This window comes from Streptomyces beigongshangae (assembly GCF_019710745.1).
Classification (GTDB): Bacteria; Actinomycetota; Actinomycetes; order Streptomycetales; family Streptomycetaceae; genus Streptomyces; species Streptomyces beigongshangae.
Genome location: NZ_JAHKJW010000037.1, coordinates 22,669 through 39,134, shown reverse-complemented (window position 1 = coordinate 39,134; position 16,466 = coordinate 22,669). Strand labels below are relative to the sequence as shown.

Genomic DNA, 16,466 nt, shown 5'->3' with positions numbered 1-16,466 from the left:
GGGGGGTGGCGGCGGCTCTGGTGGCGAACCTGCTCTACAGCGCCGGATTCGTGCTGGAGAAACGGGCGCTCGCGGCGCTGCCCGAGGTGAGCGTCCGCCGGCCCGCCCGGCTCCTGCGGCTGGTGCTCGGCAGTCCGCTGTGGATCGGCGGGTCCCTCGCCCTGGCCTCGGGCTTCGGCGCGCAGCTCGTCGTCTACCGCACCCTGCCGATCGCCGCCGCGCAGGGCCTCTTCGTCGCCGGGCTCGTGATCCTGGTGCTGCTTTCCTCGGTGCTGCTCGGCGAGGAGACGTCGGGCCGCGAGCGGTACGCGCTCGGTGCGATCCTCGCCGCCCTCCTCATGGTGGTGCTGTCCCTGGAAGAAGGCTCGGACACGGTCGGCCGCAGCGCCCCGGCCCCGCTGATCCTGCTGGTCTGCGTGCCGTCGCTGGCGCTGGGCGTCTGGCTGTACGGGGCCGCCGAGCGCCGTGCCCGCCACCGGCACCGCATGCCGACGACGGGCGTCGAGTACGGCGTGGCGGTGGGCCTGCTGTACGGGGTCAGTTCGCTGGCCGTCAAGGGGGTGTCGAGCCACCTCGGCGGGGACGGCCCCGGCGGCGCGGTGCTCGGTGTGCTGCGCTCCCCGTACCCGTACCTCCTGCTGTTCACCGGTGTGTTCGGCCTGGTCATGTCGCAGGCGGCGCTGCAACGCTGCCGGGCCTCGCTGATCGTGCCGGTCTGCACGACGGTGAGCTGCCTGTTCACGGCGGTGCTCGGCACGCTCGCGTTCGGCGAGTCGCTGCCCGGGGACCCGCTGCGGCTGGCGCTGCGCACCGGCGGTACGGCGCTCGCGGTCTGCGTGCTCCTCGCGATGCCGAAGCACGATCCGCCGTCCCCCGCCCCGTCATCGGGGACATCCGAGCCATCCGAGTTGTCCGACAGGGAGTTGACCGACCATGAACCCGGACGATCCGCTGCTGAGGATACTGGCGTGCCCGCTGGACAAGGGGCCGCTGCACCTCCTCACGAACACGAACACGAGCACGAACGGGAACGGGAACGGGAAGGAGACCGGGGCCCAGGGGGAGGGCGGAAGCCCTGAGAGCACCGGGCACGCGCTCTACAACCCGCGGCTGCGCCGCCGCTATCCGATCGTGGACGGCATCCCGCAGCTCCTCCCGTCCTCCGGCGAGCAGGTGACGGACGAGGAACACGAGGAACTGCTGCTGCGCATCGGCGGGAACGAGGGCGGGAACGGAAGCGGGGGCGGGACCGGCGGCTCCCCCGACGGGCCCCGGCGCCCCGGGACGAGGACGCCATGACCCTGGCAGCCCGTCTGGCACGCTTCGTGCCGGTGCGGCTGGTCGCCGCCGCCGCCCGGTCCGTCTATCCGCGCTTCGAGCCCGAACTGTCCCGGCTCGACGACCTCTGCCCGCCCGGCTGCGGCACCGCCGTGGACGTGGGCGGCTGGTACGGCCCCTGGACCCACCGGCTGTCGGGCCGGGCCCGCCGCGTGGTGACGGTGGAGCCGGTTCCGCACCTGGCCCGGCTGCTCACCGCCACGGCCCCCGGGAACGTCCGGGTCGTCCACGCCGCCGCCGGCGACCGGTCCGGCACGGCCCGCCTCTGGCTGCCGCACGGCGACCGGGGCGACCGGGGCGTCTCCTCCCTCGTCCGGCGGGACATCCACGCCCATGCGCTGGACGTCCGCTGCCTCACCCTGGACGGCCTGGACCTCCGGGACGTCGGCTTCGTCAAGATCGACGTCGACGGCAACGAGCTCGCGGTGCTGCGCGGGGCCGACACCCTCGTCACCCGCGACCGGCCCGCCCTGTTCATCGAGCTGGAGACCCGCATCCAGCCCGTCGACCCGGTGATCTCCCACCTCGCCGAGCGGGGGTACGAGGGCTGGGTACTGCCCGGCGACACCTGGCTGCCGCTGGCCTCCTTCGACCTGGCGGCCCATCAGGCGGGCACCTCGCACGTGGCCGCGCAGGGTCTGGTGCGCAGGGTGCTGTCCTTCCGCAGGCCGGGGTACGTCCGGTACGTGAACTCGGTGCTCTTCCTCCCCGACGGCCGGCGTCCCGGCGAGCGGCACGCACGGCACACGCGGGACGCACGGGACGCACGACCGGTACGGAACGATGGGACGCATGACCCCAGCCAGGCGACCGACCGGTGACCACGCGTCCCCCGGCCCCCTCACCCCCCTCGACTTCCAGCTCGTCCTGCTGCGCCGGATGGCCGACCACAACGCGGACCTCGTGGAGGACGCCCGCCAGGCACTGGGCGTCCCGGCCGCGCGGATGCGCGAGGCCAACCGGCGCTGGCAGGCGGTGCGGCACGCGCCGCGGGGCCGGGGCACGGTCCCCCTCCTCCGCTCGGTCCTGGGCGAGCCGGAGCCGGTGACGCCCCGTACGCTCGGCGACCTGTCCTGCGAGGCGTTCCGGTGGCCGGTCCCCCTCTGGCCGGACCTCCGCTTCGAGGTGCTGGTGGCGCCGGGCGGCACGGCCTGGAACGAGTGGCTGGTCCGCGCGCCGGACGCCGCCGCCCCGGACCTGCGCTCCCTGGACGACCTGACGCCCTGGTCCTGCACGGTCGACGAGGTCGCCCGCGCCTTCGCCCCGGCCCGGCCGCTGGAGGGGACGGCGCCGACGCGGTGGGGGCTGGCGTTCACGGCGCCGGACGGCTCGGGCGTACGGCGGGACTGCGTGGCGGAGTTCACGTACGGGCTGCTCCAACGCGTGGCGGTCCGCGGGCCGAGTTGGTGACCCGTCAGCGGGCGGCGGCCTCGACGGCAGCCTCGACGACGGCCCCGGCGACGACCGGTACGGAGTCCTCGTGGAGGAAGAGGAAGAGGTTGGGCTCGACGAGTTCCAGTTCCATGACGCGGGGCGCCCCGTCGTCGCCGTCCACCAGGTCCACGCGGCCGTAGAGCAGCTCCGGCGCACCGGGCACGGCGGCCAGCGCCCGCTCGGCGACGGCGAGTTCGGCGGGGGTGGGCTCCCAGCGGCTCAGGTTCGGGTGCGGGACCTTCTCGTCGTCGAACGCGGTGCCGGGTGCCAGGACGGCGCCCTTGCGGATGGCGTGGAGGAAGCGCCCGCCGAAGAACTGCAGGGCCCTTTCGCCGGCCGTGTCGATGCTGCGTACGTACGGCTGCACGATCGCCGTCAGCCCTTCGGCGTGCATCCGCTCCAGGTGCCGTACGGCCCTGTCGTGGTCCTCGGGCGTGTAGCGGGCCGCGTACCGGGCACCGGCCCCCGAGGCCGGCTTGAGGACGTACTCGTGGTCACCGGGCAGGTCGGCCGGGTCGCCCGGGGCGAGGTAGCGGGTGTCGAGGACGGGCACCCCGGCGGCGGCCAGGTCGCCCAGGTACCGCTTGTCGGCGTTCCACCGCACGACCTCCGGCGGGTTGGCCAGTGCCGTCACGGCCCCGCAGCGGTCGGCCCACGCCAGGAACTCGGCGGCCCGCCAGGAGTAGTCCCAGGTCGAGCGGATGAGGACGAGGTCGAAGCCGCCCCAGTCGACGTCGGGGTCGTCCCAGCACACGACGGCGGCATCCGCCCCCGCCTGCGTGCCCGTACCCGCGTCGGCGCCGGCCCGCCGCACCGCGTCCGCGAGGACGGGCAGGTCGCGGTCGTACCCGGACGCACGCACCTCCTGGCAGGTGACGAGTGCGATGCGGGGTGCGGTGCGTGCCACGGCGGGCTCCTCACGGGTGCGTCGGCTCCGATGATCCGATCCGCAGGTTAACAACATCCCGGAAATCGGCCCGGCGCCGCTTGACCTTCCCCTTCGGGAAAGCCACAGCATCGATGCCAGGACGGAAGGAACGCCACGATGCCGAAGCCGAAGCCGAAGCCGAAGCCGATACCAATGACGATGACGATCGGGGCCTTCTCGAAGGCGAGCCGGCTGTCACCGAAGGCACTGCGGCTGTACGACGAGCTGGGGCTGCTGCGCCCCGCGCGGGTGGATCCGCGGACGGGCTACCGCCACTACGCGCCCGAGCAGCTGGAGCGGGCGCGCCTGGTGGCGTGGCTGCGGCGGCTGGGCATGCCGCTGGCCGGGATCCGCGAGGTCGTCGCACTCGAACCGGCGGCCGCCGCGCGGGAGATCCGCGCGTACTGGTCGCGGGTCGAGGCGCGGACGGCGGCCCGCCGCGACCTGGCGACGTTCCTGATCGACCACCTCACGGGCCCCCTCGCGGGCCCGTCCCCCGACAACCCGAACAAGGAGCTGCCCACCATGACCACGCTGGAACTCCGCTACTCCGCCGTCTCCGACACCGGCCTCGTGCGCCCCGCCAACCAGGACACCGCGTACGCGGGCACCCGGGTCCTGGCCGTCGCGGACGGCTTCGGAGCCGGGGGCGCGCCCGCGAGCGGCGCCGCCGTCGAGGCCCTGAAGTCCCTCGACGCCGAGCCGCTCCCCGCCGGCAGCGTCCTCAACCTCCTGGAGGACGCGGTCCAGGGCGCCGCGGAGGCCGTACGGGAGGTGGCGGGGGCGACGGACGAAACCGGCACCACCCTCACCGCGATGGTGTGGACCGGTTCGCAGCTCGCCCTGGTCCACATCGGCGACTCCCGCGCCTACCTGCTGCGCGACGGCGAGCTCTTCCGGATCACCCACGACCACACGGTGGTCCAGTCGCTGCTCGACGAGGGCCGCCTGACCCCGGAGGAGGCGACGGCCCACCCCCAGCGCTCCCTGCTCGCGAAGGCCCTGACGGGCGGCGGCCCCGCCCCGGCCCCCGACCTGCGCCTGCACGACGCGCTGCCCGGCGACCGCTACCTGCTCTGCTCGGACGGCCTGACGACGACCGTCCCGGACGCCGTCCTCAAGGAGGCACTCACGACGTCCCCCGACCCGGCGGGGGCGGTACGCACCCTGATCGAGGCGGCGAACGGCACCGGCGCCCCGGACAACGTGAGCTGCGTGGTGGCGGACGTGGTGAGGCGGGTTCAGCGCTGCGACGAAGCCTGAAGCCGGCAACCGACGGCGGTCGTGCCGTACGAGCTGGTGGACGCGAGCCTCGCGGGGACGGGAACCGCGCGGCAGCGGCTGTGTGATCTCCCGTCGCGGATCGGGGTCTGCTTCCTGCCGACGATGCGCCTGTTTCGCGAGTGCACGGCGGAACGACCGGCCCCTGGGCGCCCAGGAACGGCGTCCGCCGCCGCACGCCGGCGGGGCCGCTCGGCCCACCGTGTCACCGGTGGGCCGAGCGGCCCCCCGCCCCGGACACAGACGTCCGGGAGATCCCCCGCTCGGCCGGACCCGTCAGTTCGTCACCACGAGCTTCTTCGGGAACCCGAGGGCCTTGCCCCGCTTGTACAGGTCCTTTATGTCCGCGGGCTTCAGCTTGATGCAGCCCGCCGACTTGTAGTCCCCGGTCCCGTCCCAGCGGGTGGCTTCGCTTGTGCCCTCGCCGCCGTTCCTCGTCATCTCGCTGTGAATGAACAGTTCGGTCCTGGGGGTGCGCCCGTCCTTGCACTTGGTGTCGTTGAGATGGAACGCGTACCCCTTGATCAGGCCGCCGTTGTACTTCGTGTGCCACTTCTTGATCGTGTACGACTTGGTCGGCAGCCAGCCCTTGAGCCGGGTGCACTCGTTCTTGGTGACGCCGGAACCGGCGCGGTACTTCTTGATCACCTTGTCCGGCCCTGCGACGCTCTTCATCAGCGCCAACGAGGAATTGGTGTTGGAGCTCTTGTCGAACTTCAGGTAGTGCGCCGCCGCCGTCGGCCGCGCTTGGGCGGGTGCGGTCGTGACGGCCCCCAGGCCGCCGACAAGGGTTGCCGCGAGGAGTACGGGGACGAAGTGTGTTCGAGTTCCCATGGATGCTCCGGTCTCGTGTGAAGCGTGGCGCATGAAGGAGTCGGACACCCGCATGCGCCGACGCCGGAATGCGTGAATGTCCCGTGGTGCCGACCCGGTGGATCGTCCGGGCCGGGCAGAAGCTTTCCGAGGCGCTCCGGCAGCAGGCAACGGTCTTCGGGCGTCCCGGACGGGCAGCGGATGTCCGGGCAGGTCAGGCACGTGTCCGGGACAGTCGAACGGGACAGGAAGCGTCTTCGGGCGGAAGCCGGGTATGCGGCGGCCGACGCCGTAGCGGTTACGTACCGGACCCGGCCCCCTGCCGGACGTCGTCGCTTCCCGCGGCCCACCGTCACGGGCGTACCGGCTCAGCACGGGCACCTTCCACGACCCGGCCGCGGGAGCCGGTCCAGGACCGGAGCAGGACCGGGGCCGGACCGGGACGTCGGCCCAACGGCAGCTCCGCGAACGTGACGGCGTACGGCGGGGAGTCCGGGAAGGGTCGGCGCTCCCCGGCCTTACGGAAGCCCCGGTCCTCGTACAGCGCCTGTACGCGCGGGTGTTCGACGTCCACGAGGAGGACGGCGAGGTCCTCGGGCCGACCCTCCAGAAGCGCGCGGGAGAGCGCGTGCGCCACGCCCTGCTTCCGCATCCTCGGGCGGACGGCCAGCGATCGCCTCGGCCCCACCGGAGTTCGCGGCCGCGAACTCCGGTGGGGCCGGGGCCGGGGTCACGAGCTCAGCCCAGTCAGCCCGGTCGGCGGCCCTCATCAGGTCGTCGGTCCAGTCACCGTCGTCGGTGCGCTGCAGCCGCGGCCGCGCGGGTCGTGCCGCGGCGGTCAAGACCCCGATCGCCTCCAGCAGCTTCTCCCGGTAGGCGCCTCGTCGGGCGTCCGCGGCCGGCGTCGCTCGTGGGCTGTCCCCGTGCCCGCTGCTGGACCCTTCACCGGGTGTGGTGCTCGTCGTCGTGGTCCTCTCGGCCGGGTCCCGGACGGTCGATTCGTCACCAGCGACCTCCTGACACGGCTCTCCCAAGGCGCAGACACGTGACCCCCGTGCGTGCGCTCGACCTTGCTTCGCCGACTGCTGACGCGAGCCGCCGGTTAAAGGGTGTCCGCGCCTTCGTCAAATGCGTCCCTGTGTCGTTCGACTTCGGGGAGGTGGTCGGCGGTCCAGGCGCGCAGGATCGAGAAGGGCTCCTCAAGCGTGCGACCCAGCGGCGTGATCCGGTACTCCACGGCAACGGGGCGTTGCGTCAGTACCCGGCGCTCGACGAGGCCGTTGCGTTCCAGCCGTCGCAGTGCCTGCGTCAGCGATTTCTGGGCGACCCCGTCGAGCTCTCTCTTGAGTTCGTTGAAGCGTCGCGGCTGCCGGCACAGCGCGGCCAGCAGCAGGTGACCCCACTTGTCCAGCAGCTGATCCAGGAGCTCGCGCTGCGGGCCGACGATGGTCTCGTGGCCGGCCGGATCTTCGCGGATACCAGGTTTCTTTGAAGTACCTGTCATGCGCCAGGTATACCAGAGATACCTTCAATCCAAAGGAACCCCATGACCGAACAGTCCCTGCCCAGCCTCAATGTCAAGCGCCAGGACGGAGTGCTATGGGTCTCGATCGATGTCCCGCCCGTCAACCTGATGACGGCGCAGCTCATGCTCGATCTGGACGCCGTGGCTGCATCGGCCGAGAATGATCCCGATCTGCACGTCATCGTGGTCCAGAGCGCCAATCCGGAGTTCTTCCTGGCACACGGCGACCTGTCGTTCGTGGAGGACCCCGCGACCTACGCCGCCCTCCCGGTCGCGGAGGAGACGCTTGTCGGGACGGGCCCGATGATGCGGCTTCACGAACGCTGGCGGCGTCTGCCTCAGACCACCGTCGCCAAAGTCGCGGGACTCGTCCGCGGTGGTGGATCCGAGCTGGTCTCCAGCCTGGATCTGCGATTCGCGGCCCTCGAGACCGCGGCGTTCGGCCAGTTCGAGGCACTGATGGGCATCGTCCCCGGAGCCGGTGCGACTGCCCACCTGCCCCGCCTCGTGGGTCGCGCTCGCGCTCTCGAGATCGTGCTGACAGGCGGGCTCGTCGACGCGGCGACCGCCGAGCGGTGGGGATGGGTGAACCGGGCTCTGCCCGCCGCGGAACTGGACGAATACGTTGAGTGGGTCGCACTGACCATCGCGACTCTGCCCGACGGTGTCCGCGCCGCGGCCACCGAAGCGATCGACGCGGCCGACGGCACGCTCGAGGACGCACTGCGTGCGGAAGACCGCCTGCTCGGTGAAACGTTCACCCCCGTGTCTGGAGAGCTTGCCCGGGCAGCACTCGCGGCCGGGGCTCACACGCGCGAGGTGGAGTTGGACATCGAAGGGGTGCTGCGCGCGAACCTCGTCCGGCATTCGTGACGAGTCGCCCCGCACGGATGGTCGGGCCGGTACGGGCCAGGAAGGACCACCGTCGGCGGACCGACCCGTCAGGCGACCCCCGGCAGGCGGCGCGGCTCCAGGCGTTCCTCCACTGCCGCGTCGCCCTCCCGGGTCACGATGTACGCCCCCTTGCCCGGGGTCTCCGTGACCGCCTCGACCAGCTCCGTGCCGCGGTAGACCAGTCCCACACCGTCGTCGGTGCAGTGGGTGGTGGGGAGGGTGCCGTCCGCCACGAGGTCGTGGACGAGCGGACGGCGCCCCGGGTCGGTGTCGTAGTGCACGCCGTTGCCGTAGGGGAGGAATCCCAACGCATCCGTCACGGGCCGGAGTTCGGGGCCGAACGAGTCCGTGGTCCCGCCCTGGAACCAGCAGATCGACCCCGCGCTGACCCCGCTGAGGACGACACCCGCGTCCCAGGCCCTGCGGAGGACGCGGTCGAGGCCGTGCACCCGCCAGACGGCGAGGAGGTTGGCCACCGAACCGCCCATGACCCAGACGACGTCCTGTTCGAGCACGGTGCCCTCGACGTCGTCGAGGTTGGGCATCGGGAAGAGGTGGAGAGGGGTCAGGTCGAACCCCGCCACGCGCGCGGCCTCGGCCATCCGGGCCGTGAAGTGCTCGGCGTCCCCGATGGCCGTGCCGACGTACAGCACGCGGGGCCGGCGCCCGTGCGCGCCCGACAGGTCGACCGCGTGGTGCACCAGCGCGTCGAACTCCACCATGGTCCGGCCGCCGGTCCGGTGGCCGCCGGAGGTGGCCAGGATGGTGGGCGGCCGGGTCTGCGGTGCGGTGGGCGCGGTCATGGCGACCGATCCTAACCAGGCCCCTCCCGAAATCCTGTTCGCCTCAGGAGCCCTGCGTGTCGGTCCCCTCGGGGTCCCAGTCCAGCAGCCGCACCCGCGCCACCGTCTGCACGTGCCGGCGCATCGCGGCGCCCGCCCGGCCCGGCTGCCGCGCGACGATCGCGTCGAAGATCGCCCGGTGCTGGGTGAGGGAACGGGTGGGACGGCCCGGCTGGCGCAGCGACTCGTGGCGGCTCTCGGTGATCTGACCGGCGATGGACCGCATGAACTCGGCGAGGATGGCGCTGTGTCCCGCGGCCGTGACCGCAGCGTGGAAGAGCCGGTCGCCCTCGACGCCGTGCCCGCCCGCCGCGATCTCCTCGCGCATGTGCACGAGGGCGGAGTCCATGGCGGCCACGTCCTCGTCGGTGCGGCGCTCCGCGGCCAGCTCGGCGAGCTTGGTCTCCAGGGCCTCACGGGCGTCGAGCACGTCGGGCAACCGGCGCCGGCGGTCGACGAGTTGCTCCACCGGTTCCGCGTCGAGGGTGTCCCTCAGGAGGTACGTGCCGCCGCCGTGGCGGACCTCGACCAGCCCCTGCACCTCCAGGACCACTATGGCCTGCTTGACGGAGGCGCGGCTGACTCCGAGCCTGGCCGCCAGGTCCCGCTCGGGCGGGAGCCGGTCACCGGCGCCGAGGCCGCCCTCGGCCGCGTAACTGCGCAGCCGGTCGAGGACCTGCTCGTACAGGCGCGGTTTGGACCCCATGGGCCGCAGTGCGTCGGTCATGTCCGGTCTTCCCCCTTACCTCTCGATCTGGTGGATGAGTGGCCGAGCCAATTTACGTCATCTGTCTTGACGCTCTCCACGACCGCCACCCAATGTGGTTCAGCCACTCAGCCACTTGACCATTCAGCCACTTGACCAGTTGGACCGGCCGAACCGCCCTGGGGCCCAGAGACGGGAGCCCGTATGTCCGCCGAACTGATATCGATCCTCGTGCTCGTCGTGGTGTTCGTGATCGCCACCACCCGCTCCGTCAACATGGGCGCCCTCGCCTTCGCCGCCGCGTTCGGAGTCGGTGAACTCGTCGCGGACCTCGACGCCGACAAGATCTTCGCCGGCTTCCCCGGCGACCTCTTCGTGGTGCTCGTCGGTGTGACGTACCTGTTCGCGATCGCCCGCGCCAACGGCACGACCGACTGGCTGGTGCACGCCTCCATCCGGCTCGTGCGCGGCCGGGTCGTACTGATCCCCTGGGTGATGTTCGTGCTGACCGGCGCGCTCACCGCGATCGGCGCGGTCAGTCCGGCCGCCGTCGCGATCGTCGCTCCGATCGCCCTGAGCTTCGCCGCGCGGTACTCCATCAGCCCGCTGCTGATGGGCGCGATGGTGGTGCACGGCGCCCAGGGCGGCGGCTTCTCCCCCATCAGCATCTACGGGTCGATCGTCAACGGCATCGTCGAGCGCGAGGGCCTCCCCGGCAACGAGGTCGCCCTCTTCCTCGCCTCGCTCGTCGCCAACCTGGTGATCGCCGGCGTGGTGTTCGTGCTCTTCGGGGGTCTGCGGCTGAGGGGTGGCGGCGCCGGCGCCGATGCCAAGGGCGCCGAAGCGGACGGTGGCGGAGGTGCCGGGGACACCAAGCGTGCCGGGGATACCGGGGACACCAGGAGTGCTGGGGATGCCGAGGGCGCCGGGAACACCGAAGGCTCCGGTCAGGACGTCTTCCGGCTCGGCCCCGCCCGCATCGCCACCCTCGCCGCGCTCGTCGCCCTCGTCGTCGCCGTGCTGGCGTTCGACCTGGACGCCGGGCTCACCTCCATCACCCTCGCCGTCCTGCTCAGCACCTGCTGGCCGCAGGACAGCCGCACCGCCGTCACCCAGATCGCCTGGCCGACGGTCCTGCTGATCTGCGGCGTGCTGACGTACGTCGGCGTCCTCGACGAGATGGGCACGATCGACTGGGCGGGTGAGGGCGTCAGCGACATCGGCGTCCCGCTGCTCTCCGCCGTACTGCTCTGCTACATCGGCGCGCTGGTCTCCGCGTTCGCCTCCTCGGTCGGCATCATGGGCGCGCTGATCCCGCTGGCGGTGCCGTTCCTGGCGCAGGGCGAGATCGGGGCGGTCGGCATGGTGGCGGCCCTCGCGGTGTCGGCGACGGTCGTGGACGTGAGCCCGTTCTCGACGAACGGGGCCCTGGTCCTGGCCGCCGCGCCGGACGTCGACCGCGAGCGCTTCTTCCGGCAGCTGATGATGTACGGAGGGACCGTGGTGGCCGTGGTCCCGGCCGTGGTGTGGCTGGCGCTGGTGGTACCGGACTGGGGGTGACACCGGTGTACGGCCGGACCGTGCCCCGGCGATCCTGTACGAACGAACACGGCCTGCGACCGACGACCAAGGAGTACGTACGCGTGTCCTCTCCCTCCCCGGCCCCCTCCCCCGCCCTTTTCCCGGCCCTGACCGAGGCACTGGCGGACCCGGACGGCGGTGCCGCGCACCGGCCGGCCCTGCGCTTCGGCGACCGCTCCCTGACCTACGGCGAACTCGCGGCGGCCGTCGTCCCCCTGGCCGCCCGCGTCGGCGGGGCGGGCCGGGTCGCCGTCTGGGCCACTCCCACGCTGGAGACCGCCGTCGCCGTGGTCGCCGCGCTGCTGGCCGGTGTCCCCGCCGTGCCGCTCAACCCGAAGTCGGGCGGGAGCGAGCTGGGGCACATCGTGGCGGACAGCGCGCCGGCGCTGGTGCTCGCGGCCCCGGGCGAACACCTCCCGGAGGCGCTGGCGTCCCTGGAGCGCGTCGACGCCGACGTTGACGTCGATGTCGACGTACGTGCCACGGGACCGACGGCATCCCCCGGCCCCGAACCCGACGCGGAGCTTCCCGCCCTCGTCGTCTACACCTCCGGCACCACCGGCCCCCCGAAGGGCGCCGTCATCCCCCGCCGGGCCGTCGCCACCACCCTCGACGCCCTCGCGGACGCCTGGCGGTGGACCGGCGACGACGTCCTCGTGCACGGCCTCCCCCTCTTCCACGTGCACGGTCTGATCCTGGGGATCCTCGGCCCGTTGCGCCGCGGCGGCTCCGTCCGGCACCTCGGCCGCTTCGACACGGCGGGCGTGACGCGGGAGTTGAGCGAGGGCGCCACGATGCTGTTCGGGGTCCCGACGATGTACCACCGGATCGCGGAGTCGCTGCCCGGGGACCCGGCGCTCGCGAAGGCGCTGGCACGGGCCCGCCTCCTCGTGTCGGGCTCGGCGGCCCTGCCGGTGCACGACCACGAGCGGATCGCGCAGGCGACGGGGCGGCGGGTCGTCGAGCGGTACGGGATGACGGAGACGCTGATGAACACGAGCGTCCGCGCGGACGGCGAGCCCCGCGCCGGCACGGTCGGCGTCCCGCTGCCCGGCGTCGAGCTGCGGCTGACGGAGGAGGACGGGACGACGGTGCTGGAGGCGTACGACGGGGAGACCGTGGGCGAGATCCAGGTCCGCGGACCGAACCTCTTCACCGAGTACCTGAACCGGCCCGACGCGACCGCCGCGGCCTTCACCGGGGACGGCTGGTTCCGCACCGGTGACATGGCGGTGCGCGACCCCGACGGGTACGTGCGCATCGTCGGCCGCAAGGCCACCGACCTCATCAAGAGCGGCGGTTACAAGATCGGGGCGGGCGAGATCGAGAACGCCCTCCTGGAGCACCCGGGCGTACGGGAGGCCGCGGTCACGGGCGAACCGGACGCCGACCTCGGCGAGCGGATCGTGGCGTGGATCGTGCCCGCCGACCCGCAGTCCCCGCCCTCGGCGGCCGAGCTGGCGGACCACGTGGCCGGCCGGCTCGCACCCCACAAGCGGCCCCGGGTGGTCCACCACCTCGACGTCCTGCCCCGCAACGACATGGGCAAGATCATGAAGCGTGCGCTCGCCCATGGCTGAGGGCGCCGCCGACGGCGTCACGGGCGCGGGGCCCCGCCGGCTCACGGCCCGCGAGGCGGTCGCCCTCGTCGCCGCCGACTTCACCGAGCTGCCCGCCCCGGAGGGGTCGTACGAGCCGGAGGGCTCATACCGCTCGTACGGGCCGGACGGCCCCCTGTCCTGGCAGGGGTACGGCGCCTCGCGCGTCCGGGCCGGGGAGCGTACCGGCGAGCGGGAGTCCGTCGTCTGCGGGACCGCCCTCCTCGGTACGACGCGGGCCGTGCTGATCTCCTTCGAGTTCGGCTTCCTCGGCGGTTCGCTGGGCGAACGCACGGGCGACCGGCTGGAGGCCGCGCACACGTACGCGCGCGAGCACCGCCTCCCGGTCGTCTCCCTCGTCGCGACGGGCGGCAGCCGTATGCAGGAAGGCATGCGCGCGCTGGTCCAGCTCCAGCGCGTGGCACGGCAGTCGGCGCTCACCCGGGCGGCCCGTCTCCCCCAGCTCGCCGTCCTGCGCGACCCGACGACGGGCGGCGGCTGGGCCACGCTGGGCGCGGGCGCCGACGTGGTCCTCGCCCTGCCGGGCGCGCAGGTGGGCTTCGCCGGCTCCCGGGTCCGCCCGCCCGACGCGGACCCGGCCGCGTACACGGCCGAGGCGCAGCTGGCGGCGGGGGCGGTCGACGCGGTGGTGCCCGAACGGGACCTGGCAGGGACCCTGGCGCTCTGGCTGCGCCTGCTGAGCGCCCCACCGGCCGTCCCGGCCGCCGCCGCGTCGGCCGACCCACTGATCACCCCGGCGGCCGTCCCGGCCGCCGGCCCCGTACCCCCTCCCCCGGCGCTCGGCCTCCGCGTCCTCCCGGTCACGGGCTGGGAGGCCGTCCGCAACGCCCGGTCCGCCCGCCGCCCGCGCGCACATGCCTATCTGGACGCGTACTTCGACCACCGGGCGGCGATCGGCGGCGACCGCTGCGGCGGCACCGACGAGGGCATGCTGTGCGGCTTCGGCACCCGGGCGGGGGACGGCCGCACGGTCGCCTACGCCGCCCAGACCGGTACCGCCACGCGCCCCGCCGGCTACCGCACCGCCGCCCGGCTGGTCCGGCTCGCGGACCGGCTCCGCATCCCCGTGCTGACCCTGGTGGACACCCCGGGTGCCGCGAACGGCGCGGAGGCGGAACGGCAGGGCGCGGGCGCGGCGATCGCGGACCTCTTCGCGGCGATGGCGTGCGCGGAGACCCCCCTCACCACCCTCCTGATCGGAGAGGGCGGCTCGGGCGGCGCGCTGGCCCTCGCGGCTCCGGGGAACACCTGGGCCACGCCGGACAGCTACTTCTCGGTCATCGCCCCCGAGCCGGCGGCCGCCATCCTCAAGCGGCCGGCCGCGGAGGTACGGTCCACGGCCGACCAACTCCGCATCCGGCCCCAGGACTTGGTGGAGCTGGGGGTCGTACGGGGCATCGTGGAACCGTCCGGGCCTTCTTCGTGACGTGACCGGCGGAAACCGCGACAGCCCCGAGCGCCGTCCGTGACAATGAAGGTGTTCACCAGTGACGGAGTGACGGTCAACGGGGGTTCTGCCGCGCCATGGACGGATTGGTGGAGTTCAGGACGGCCGACGGGGCCGTGATCGTCGTCGAGGGCGCCGAGGACGAGTCGGGTTCCCGCCTCGTGGCGCGCGGGGACGGGACGGTCCTGGCGGCCCGTACCTTCGAGGGTTCCCTGGAGGGGGTGCGGGCCGCCGCCGAGTCCGCGCTGCGCGTCTTCCGGGACGGTTCGCTGAGGCCCGACTCCGTGGAGATCGAGTTCGGCGTCAGACTGACGGCGGAGGCGGGCGCGCTGATCGCCAAGAGCGCCGTCGAGGGCCATCTCCTGGTCAAGCTCGCCTGGTCGCCCGAGCCGCCCGCCGGTGCCCCGGAGGCCGCGCCGCGCTCATGACCGGTGCTTCCCGGCACGCGGGAATCGGCTGCGGACGGGGCACCGGCGCCGGTTTCCTCGTCACCGAGCAAACCGAGCGACAGGTGCTGACCTGTGCCCACGTCGTCGCGCGCGGCAGCGCCGAAGCGGTCACCGTGTCGTTCGCGCACGGCGGTTACGAGGAGGTCCCCGCCCGGGTGGTCGCGCACGGCGGCCGGGACGGCCGCGAGACCGGCCCGGGTGCCCAGGGAACACCGTGACGGTCGGTTCGCCGGCCGCCGAGCCGACCGCGGCGAAGGCGGTCGGCCTGCGCTTCCCCGGCCGCACCCGCTCCGGGCCGCACAGGCGGCGCCCGGTCCGCCGGGAGCACCACCGCCGGGCGGTCGCCGCCGAAGACCACCCGTCCAGCCGCACCCCGCCCGGCCCACCCCGGAAAGCGACCCCCCGTCAGCTCCCGCACGATGCGTAGGGAGGACCGCCGCCCGGCGGAGTCCCAGCTCTGCGCCCTCGGGAGGACCCGCCATGACCGCCAGTCTGGAGCAGTTGCGCCGCTGTCACTTCGCCGTCGACCTGGGGGCGGCGCGGACCCGTGTCTTCGTGAAGGGGGCCGGGCTGGTCGTCGACCAGCCGAGCGTCGCCGCCGTGAACACGAAGAGCGGCGCCCTGATCGCGGTCGGTGAGTTCGCCGAGAGGATGACGGGGCGCACCCCGCACTACATCCGGGTCGTACGGCCCGTCTCCGGCGGCACGGTCGTCGACATCGAGATGGCCCAGCGCATGCTGCGCCAGCTCCTGGGCGACAAGGTCCGCCGCGCCCTGCGCCGCAGGCCCCGGCTGCGGGCCGCCGCCTGCACCCCGCACGACGCCGACCCGCTGGCCCAGCGCGCGACCATCGAGACGCTCGTCGGCCTCGGCGCGCGGCGTGTCGAACTGGTCGACACGCTCATCGCCGCCGGCGTCGGCTGCGGGCTGCCCGTGGAGCACCCCGAGGCCACCATGATCATGGTGTGCGGGGCCGCCGCCACCCAGGTCGCCGTGTTGTCGCTCGGCTCGATCGTCACCGCCGAGCGCATCCCGGTGGGCGGTGAGGCCATCGACCAGGCGATCGTCCAGCACCTGCGCCACCACCACGAGCTGATGCTGCCCTCGCAGTCCGTACGGCCGCTGCAACTGGCCCTGTCCGGTAACGGGCTCACCTCGCAGGGGCCCGCGTCCACGGAGATCCACGGCCGGGACGTGGCCACCGGCCTGGCCCGTTCCGTCCAGGTGGACACGGCCGCCGTGCGCGACGCCATCCAGACCCCGCTGACCGCCGTACTCGACGGCATCGGCAAGGTGCTGCGCGCCTGCCCGCCGGACCTGGTGGCCGATCTCGTGGACCGCGGGATCATGATGGTCGGCGGCAGCGCGCTGCTGCCGGGCCTGGACCAGATGCTGCGGCAGGCGACGGGAATGCCGGTGCACATCGCCGAACGGCCCGACGTGTGCGCGGTCCTCGGCCTGGGCGCGATGCTGGAGGGCAGGATCGAGCCGATGATCCTGGACCGGGCGGCCGGCTGACCCTCCCCCGGCCTCCACAGACACAGAGCCAGTGACCTCCACCGCGTCAGAGCCCGAACCCGAACCCGAGCCGGACCCGGAGCCCGAACCC

Annotated in this window: 17 protein-coding genes and 2 pseudogenes; 13 read left to right on the top strand and 6 right to left on the bottom strand. The window is 73.3% G+C overall.

Going from position 1 to position 16,466, the window contains the following annotated elements; genetic code table 11:
* Nucleotides 1–5 precede the first annotated feature (5 nt).
* From KM933_RS25990 to KM933_RS25975, 4 genes are read left to right on the top strand one after another with little or no spacing between them, the layout of a single operon-like run.
* The gene (locus tag KM933_RS25990) at nucleotides 6–1,079 is read left to right on the top strand and encodes a hypothetical protein (protein ID WP_308013549.1); all 1,074 of its coding nucleotides are present in this window, start codon (nucleotides 6–8) and stop codon (nucleotides 1,077–1,079) included.
* On the top strand, nucleotides 961–1,299 hold the full coding sequence (locus KM933_RS25985; RefSeq protein WP_308013548.1) for a Trm112 family protein: 339 nt from the start codon (nucleotides 961–963) through the stop codon (nucleotides 1,297–1,299). Before KM933_RS25990 ends, KM933_RS25985 begins: the two co-directional genes overlap by 119 nt.
* Nucleotides 1,296–2,159 (top strand): FkbM family methyltransferase, encoded by an 864-nt coding sequence (locus tag KM933_RS25980; protein WP_221356251.1) that lies wholly within the window; start codon nucleotides 1,296–1,298, stop codon nucleotides 2,157–2,159. The genes KM933_RS25985 and KM933_RS25980 overlap by 4 nt, the downstream gene beginning before the upstream one ends.
* A complete protein-coding gene (locus KM933_RS25975; protein WP_221356250.1) occupies nucleotides 2,122–2,748 on the top strand; it encodes a hypothetical protein in 627 nt (208 codons plus the stop codon). The genes KM933_RS25980 and KM933_RS25975 overlap by 38 nt, the downstream gene beginning before the upstream one ends.
* 4 nt (nucleotides 2,749–2,752) lie before the next feature.
* On the opposite strand, the gene KM933_RS25970 is transcribed toward KM933_RS25975, so the two are convergent.
* Nucleotides 2,753–3,679, bottom strand: coding sequence for an ATP-grasp domain-containing protein (locus KM933_RS25970; protein WP_221356249.1), 927 nt, complete (start codon nucleotides 3,677–3,679; stop codon nucleotides 2,753–2,755).
* Nucleotides 3,680–3,817: 138 nt separating this feature from the next.
* Between KM933_RS25970 and KM933_RS25965 the strand changes: the two genes are divergently transcribed.
* Nucleotides 3,818–4,963, top strand: coding sequence for a MerR family transcriptional regulator (locus KM933_RS25965; RefSeq protein ID WP_430727367.1), 1,146 nt, complete (start codon nucleotides 3,818–3,820; stop codon nucleotides 4,961–4,963).
* Between the two features lie 21 nt (nucleotides 4,964–4,984).
* A pseudogene (locus KM933_RS40700) lies at nucleotides 4,985–5,098 on the top strand (transposase domain-containing protein); the annotation flags it as partial.
* A 159-nt stretch (nucleotides 5,099–5,257) separates the two neighbouring features.
* Here KM933_RS40700 and KM933_RS39675 read toward each other — a convergent pair.
* From KM933_RS39675 to KM933_RS25950, 3 genes and pseudogenes are all read right to left on the bottom strand, one after another.
* Complete coding sequence (locus KM933_RS39675) at nucleotides 5,258–5,815, bottom strand: L,D-transpeptidase (protein WP_260334168.1); 558 nt, start codon at nucleotides 5,813–5,815, stop codon at nucleotides 5,258–5,260.
* A gap of 430 nt (nucleotides 5,816–6,245) precedes the next feature.
* A pseudogene (locus tag KM933_RS25955) lies at nucleotides 6,246–6,464 on the bottom strand (GNAT family N-acetyltransferase); the annotation flags it as partial.
* 432 nt (nucleotides 6,465–6,896) lie between these two features.
* Nucleotides 6,897–7,298 carry a winged helix-turn-helix transcriptional regulator gene (locus KM933_RS25950; RefSeq protein ID WP_221356246.1) on the bottom strand — a complete coding sequence of 134 codons (402 nt, stop codon included), beginning with the start codon at nucleotides 7,296–7,298 and terminating at the stop codon, nucleotides 6,897–6,899.
* A 42-nt stretch (nucleotides 7,299–7,340) separates the two neighbouring features.
* Between KM933_RS25950 and KM933_RS25945 the strand changes: the two genes are divergently transcribed.
* A complete protein-coding gene (locus tag KM933_RS25945; protein ID WP_221356245.1) occupies nucleotides 7,341–8,192 on the top strand; it encodes an enoyl-CoA hydratase/isomerase family protein in 852 nt (283 codons plus the stop codon).
* A 68-nt stretch (nucleotides 8,193–8,260) separates the two neighbouring features.
* Here the strand turns inward: KM933_RS25945 and KM933_RS25940 are convergent, their stop codons facing one another.
* Nucleotides 8,261–9,016 (bottom strand): Type 1 glutamine amidotransferase-like domain-containing protein, encoded by a 756-nt coding sequence (locus tag KM933_RS25940; RefSeq protein ID WP_221356243.1) that lies wholly within the window; start codon nucleotides 9,014–9,016, stop codon nucleotides 8,261–8,263.
* Between the two features lie 43 nt (nucleotides 9,017–9,059).
* Nucleotides 9,060–9,782 (bottom strand): FadR/GntR family transcriptional regulator, encoded by a 723-nt coding sequence (locus KM933_RS25935; protein WP_221356241.1) that lies wholly within the window; start codon nucleotides 9,780–9,782, stop codon nucleotides 9,060–9,062.
* Between the two features lie 183 nt (nucleotides 9,783–9,965).
* Here KM933_RS25935 and KM933_RS25930 point away from each other — a divergent pair, with 183 nt between their 5' ends.
* The 6 genes from KM933_RS25930 (at nucleotide 9,966) to KM933_RS25905 (ending at nucleotide 16,375) form a co-directional block, all read left to right on the top strand.
* A complete protein-coding gene (locus KM933_RS25930) occupies nucleotides 9,966–11,321 on the top strand; it encodes an SLC13 family permease (RefSeq protein WP_221356239.1) in 1,356 nt (451 codons plus the stop codon).
* An 83-nt stretch (nucleotides 11,322–11,404) separates the two neighbouring features.
* Nucleotides 11,405–12,922: an acyl-CoA synthetase gene (locus tag KM933_RS25925; RefSeq protein ID WP_430727366.1), complete on the top strand. Its 1,518-nt coding sequence runs from the start codon at nucleotides 11,405–11,407 to the stop codon at nucleotides 12,920–12,922.
* Nucleotides 12,915–14,387 carry a carboxyl transferase domain-containing protein gene (locus tag KM933_RS25920; protein ID WP_221356237.1) on the top strand — a complete coding sequence of 491 codons (1,473 nt, stop codon included), beginning with the start codon at nucleotides 12,915–12,917 and terminating at the stop codon, nucleotides 14,385–14,387. Before KM933_RS25925 ends, KM933_RS25920 begins: the two co-directional genes overlap by 8 nt.
* A 98-nt stretch (nucleotides 14,388–14,485) precedes the next feature.
* A complete protein-coding gene (locus KM933_RS25915; RefSeq protein ID WP_221356235.1) occupies nucleotides 14,486–14,836 on the top strand; it encodes a CU044_2847 family protein in 351 nt (116 codons plus the stop codon).
* A complete protein-coding gene (locus KM933_RS25910) occupies nucleotides 14,833–15,075 on the top strand; it encodes a hypothetical protein (protein WP_221356232.1) in 243 nt (80 codons plus the stop codon). The genes KM933_RS25915 and KM933_RS25910 overlap by 4 nt, the downstream gene beginning before the upstream one ends.
* Nucleotides 15,076–15,337: 262 nt before the next feature.
* Nucleotides 15,338–16,375 carry a rod shape-determining protein gene (locus KM933_RS25905; protein ID WP_221356230.1) on the top strand — a complete coding sequence of 346 codons (1,038 nt, stop codon included), beginning with the start codon at nucleotides 15,338–15,340 and terminating at the stop codon, nucleotides 16,373–16,375.
* The last annotated feature ends 91 nt before the right edge of the window (nucleotides 16,376–16,466 follow it).

What these genes read in the sequence shown, in the direction of transcription:
- KM933_RS25980 (WP_221356251.1), top strand. Translation starts at nt 1,296, where the DNA reads ATGACCCTGGCAGCCCGTCTGGCACGCTTCGTGCCGGTGCGGCTGGTC.
- KM933_RS25975 (WP_221356250.1), top strand. Translation starts at nt 2,122, where the DNA reads ATGGGACGCATGACCCCAGCCAGGCGACCGACCGGTGACCACGCGTCC.
- KM933_RS25965 (WP_430727367.1), top strand. Translation starts at nt 3,818, where the DNA reads ATGCCGAAGCCGAAGCCGAAGCCGAAGCCGATACCAATGACGATGACG.
- KM933_RS39675 (WP_260334168.1), bottom strand. Translation starts at nt 5,815, where the DNA reads ATGGGAACTCGAACACACTTCGTCCCCGTACTCCTCGCGGCAACCCTT.
- KM933_RS25950 (WP_221356246.1), bottom strand. Translation starts at nt 7,298, where the DNA reads ATGACAGGTACTTCAAAGAAACCTGGTATCCGCGAAGATCCGGCCGGC.
- KM933_RS25945 (WP_221356245.1), top strand. Translation starts at nt 7,341, where the DNA reads ATGACCGAACAGTCCCTGCCCAGCCTCAATGTCAAGCGCCAGGACGGA.
- KM933_RS25940 (WP_221356243.1), bottom strand. Translation starts at nt 9,016, where the DNA reads ATGACCGCGCCCACCGCACCGCAGACCCGGCCGCCCACCATCCTGGCC.
- KM933_RS25935 (WP_221356241.1), bottom strand. Translation starts at nt 9,782, where the DNA reads ATGACCGACGCACTGCGGCCCATGGGGTCCAAACCGCGCCTGTACGAG.
- KM933_RS25930 (WP_221356239.1), top strand. Translation starts at nt 9,966, where the DNA reads ATGTCCGCCGAACTGATATCGATCCTCGTGCTCGTCGTGGTGTTCGTG.
- KM933_RS25920 (WP_221356237.1), top strand. Translation starts at nt 12,915, where the DNA reads ATGGCTGAGGGCGCCGCCGACGGCGTCACGGGCGCGGGGCCCCGCCGG.
- KM933_RS25915 (WP_221356235.1), top strand. Translation starts at nt 14,486, where the DNA reads ATGGACGGATTGGTGGAGTTCAGGACGGCCGACGGGGCCGTGATCGTC.
- KM933_RS25910 (WP_221356232.1), top strand. Translation starts at nt 14,833, where the DNA reads ATGACCGGTGCTTCCCGGCACGCGGGAATCGGCTGCGGACGGGGCACC.
- KM933_RS25905 (WP_221356230.1), top strand. Translation starts at nt 15,338, where the DNA reads ATGACCGCCAGTCTGGAGCAGTTGCGCCGCTGTCACTTCGCCGTCGAC.